Origin of the sequence: Rhodohalobacter sulfatireducens, assembly GCF_022012475.1 — a bacterium.
Lineage (GTDB): Bacteria > Bacteroidota > Rhodothermia > Balneolales > Balneolaceae > Rhodohalobacter > Rhodohalobacter sulfatireducens.
The window spans coordinates 1-3,564 of the sequence record NZ_JAKLWS010000067.1; the positions used below are offsets into that span (position 1 = coordinate 1).

General features: G+C 38.6%; 2 protein-coding genes. Both read left to right on the plus strand.

Annotated elements, in window-relative coordinates; genetic code table 11:
* Nucleotides 1-599: 599 nt before the first annotated feature.
* Complete coding sequence (locus L6773_RS20965) at nt 600-2,183, plus strand: solute:sodium symporter family transporter (RefSeq protein ID WP_237856634.1); 1,584 nt, start codon at nt 600-602, stop codon at nt 2,181-2,183.
* A 222-nt stretch (nt 2,184-2,405) separates the two neighbouring features.
* Complete coding sequence (locus L6773_RS20970; RefSeq protein WP_237856635.1) at nt 2,406-3,467, plus strand: Gfo/Idh/MocA family oxidoreductase; 1,062 nt, start codon at nt 2,406-2,408, stop codon at nt 3,465-3,467.
* Nucleotides 3,468-3,564 lie beyond the last annotated feature (97 nt).

Consider the following 3,564-nt stretch of genomic DNA (forward strand, 5'->3'; position numbering starts at 1 on the left):
GCGGTGCTTCGCCCGGCAGACAACTACGGGGGGCGGATGTCGATCCTTTACATCAGTCCGGCAGCCTTTTTACTGGCATTGATCTTCCTGGGCGTGTACATCAACGATAAACGAAAGGGCGGGTATAAAGTCGAAAAACTCCATAAAGATCAGTAATTGTCAAAAATTCAAACCTTAAAGATTTTTTATGAATTCTTAGGTTGAAATTGAATCCGGATAAATCGTTGTTTTATCGGTTTTAATGAAATTTATTTTGACAAAGCTACCATATTTGATTAAAATGATAACGTTTTCATGATCATGTTATTTCTTAGTGGAAATAACCCATAATCTGAGGATCTATTGACGGCTTGTAAAAATTCTTGCCTTTAATTCTATAGATCAGAATTGCTTGATGTTTTTAATTATCGATGAAATTTAATGGAAAAGCTTAGGGGCTATTGCAAATAAAAAAACATTGAGTAGTGGGGGATTCCAAAATTTCATGCCAGAGAAAGTGATACCATGCAGATTTTACGATGAACAAAGTGTTCTTAGAAAACTCGGCATCTTGTTAAATCGAATGAACTAATTTGTCTCAAATACAATAGTATACATCAATGTGGATTTTTGCGTCCTTTGTGGGATTTACCTTATTTGTAGCTTTTTATTCCTGGTATAAAATACGGGGCGAAAATTTATATACCTCCGATGGCTATTTCTTGGGAGGTAGGTCATTAAGCGCTGGTGTAATCGCCGGTTCAATGATGCTAACGAATATCTCCTCCGAGCATCTCATAGGCATGAATGGTTCGGCTTATAAAAACGGTATGATAATTATAAGTTGGGAAACCACGGCCACAATCGGATTGATCTTTGGAGCTCTCTACCTGGTGCCCCGTTATTTAAAAATGGGACTTTCAACTATCCCCAAATTTCTTGAATTACGATTTGATCGTGCGACAAGAAGTCTGGCAGCTATCCTGTTGGTTTTTTCCTTTGTCTTCACCCTGCTGCCTATAGTCTTATATACAGGTGCTATTAATTTTGAGGGAATATTTGAAATATCTTCAGTATTAGGTGTAACTCATCAGCAAAGTATATGGATCCTTGTCGTTATTATAGGAGTCATTGGTGCGCTCTATTCAATACTTGGAGGTCTTAAAGCAGTTGCTGTCGCAGATACTGTAAATGGTATTGGCTTAATAATAGGTGGTTTATTAATTCCAATTCTTGCTCTTTGGGAAATTGGTAACGGTAACCTTTTGAGTGGTGTTGACACAGTATATAACTATGCACCCGAAAAGTTCAGTATTGTCGGAGCTCCAGATTCCGTACTGCCCTTTAGTGCGATATTTACCGGTCTTGTTATCAATCAGATCTACTTTTGGAGTATGCACCAATCGATTATTCAGCGTGCATTAGGGGCGAAAGATTTGGTAGCAGCACAGAAGGGATTATTACTCACCGGAGTTTTTAAACTCCTCATACCCATCATTATAGCATTACCGGGAGTAATCGGTTTTTACTATTTCGGTGATTCAATGTATGACAATCAGGATTTCATCTATCCAATGATGATTCATGAAGTGTTGCCTGTATTCTTTATTGGGATCTTTGCCGCGGTTTTTATGGGAGCTGTTCTTAGTACTTTTAATAGTGTAATCAACAGTGCTGCAACGATATACACCATTGATATTTATAAGATTTATATAAACAAGGATGCAAGTGAAAGGAAAATGGTGATGGTGGGGACAGCTGTGTCAACGATCGTTGCTGTATTTGCAATATTTGTGGCACCTTTTATGAGCTATGCACCTGAAGGTATTTATCAGTTACTCCAAACACTGAACGGTTTGTTTTTCGTACCTCTGGGTACAACAATTATTGCCGGTTTTTTCTTAAAAAAGATATCAGCTGCAGGAGTAAAAGTTGCTTTGGTGATTGGGATGGTATTTTATGGGTTTACCGAATTAGTCGTTGACATCGGGATTCACTTCGTACACGTTTGGGGAATTATGTTTGTGGGCATGATCATCATTATGTACATCGTATCCTACTTCTATCCGGTCGAAAAAGAGTTTCAAATTACAGATGTAGAAGTTGTCGATATAAGCGAATGGAAGTACGCAAAGATAGTCTCGATATTTCTGATTGTTGTAACAATCGGAATCTACATTCTGTTATGGGGGCCACCAAATTAGAAGAACAAAATGGTAAGAATTATGAACTCAATGCTCAGAGCAATTCCAATTGGTGAATTAAAGAAATGTGAATTTGCTCAAATCCATATCAAACATACAAACCGGTGAATAATGTGCTAATAGAATGGTGAATGGAAACACAATTCACGTAGTCATTACATTACAAATTGAGTTGGTTACATCTGAGATGTTTGAGAACTAACTCCTAAAAATCTTTTTATTATGAATGCAAAAATAAATATTGGAATTGTCGGGTTGGGACGGCTCGGTGGGTTATATGTCGAATATTTGTCTTATCAGATACCAAAGGCAAATGTTGTGGCCCTGGTTGATGCTGATGAAAAGAAAGCCACAGAAATGGTGGATGATTTTGGTATTAAACATCATTTTAGTGACTACCGTGAAATGCTGGAAGTGGAAGATTTGGATGCAGTCGTTATCACAAGTCCAACAAGTACACATCGGGATATTGTGATTGATGCAGCAGAGAAAGGATTGATGATTTTCTGCGAAAAACCGTTGTCGATCTCACTTGATGAGGCGATTGAAATGAAAGAGGCCGTTGAGAAGAATGGTGTTTTCTTCCATATGGGGTTCATGCGACGGTTTGACAGCGGTTATGCAGCTGCGAAACAGCACATTCTTGATGGTGAAATTGGAGACCCAATTGTTTTTAAAGCAACATCCAGAGACCCGGAGCGACCAAGCCTGGAATTTGCAGACCCAAAGAAAAGTGGGGGACTCTTCCTGGATATGGGAATTCATGATTTCGATCTGGCCCGATGGTTTATGGGTGAGGTTTCCGAAGTGTACAGCATCGGAAACCGGTTGAAATATCCCGAGATGGAATCGATTAATGAGATTGATAACGCGATTTCAAATATAACCTTTGAATCTGGTACACTTGGTTCAGTTGATATGAGTCGTAGCGGCATTTATGGTTACGATATCAAAACCGAAATTTTGGGAACTGAAGGCACGATTCAAATTGGATATTTGAGAGAAACTCCCATCTATGTGATGAAGAAAAATGCCATCACACATGATACCGTACCCTTTTTTATGGAACGGTTTGAAAAATCTTACATTACACAATTAAAAGATTTTGTTGAAAAGGCAGTGGCAGAAAAAGAACCATCAATTACAATTCAGGATGGAGAGCGTGCACTGTTAGTAGGACATGCAGCAAGAGCCTCATTTGAAGAGAAACAGCCGGTAGTTATTAACAACAAAGAAATGGTATTCGAATCAAAATTTGAAATCAAAGAAAAAGTGGTGAATTGACTATGAGCGAGAAGAAAGTATTATTTAAAAACACAGCTGATCAGTTGGGCAGGAACTGGATTATTACCCCGGCCAATTCGGAGTTGGAGGGGTTGGG

Excerpts from the sequence above, each read along its gene's own strand:
- L6773_RS20965 (WP_237856634.1), top strand. The coding sequence starts at position 600 with ATGTGGATTTTTGCGTCCTTTGTGGGATTTACCTTATTTGTAGCTTTT.
- L6773_RS20970 (WP_237856635.1), top strand. The coding sequence starts at position 2,406 with ATGAATGCAAAAATAAATATTGGAATTGTCGGGTTGGGACGGCTCGGT.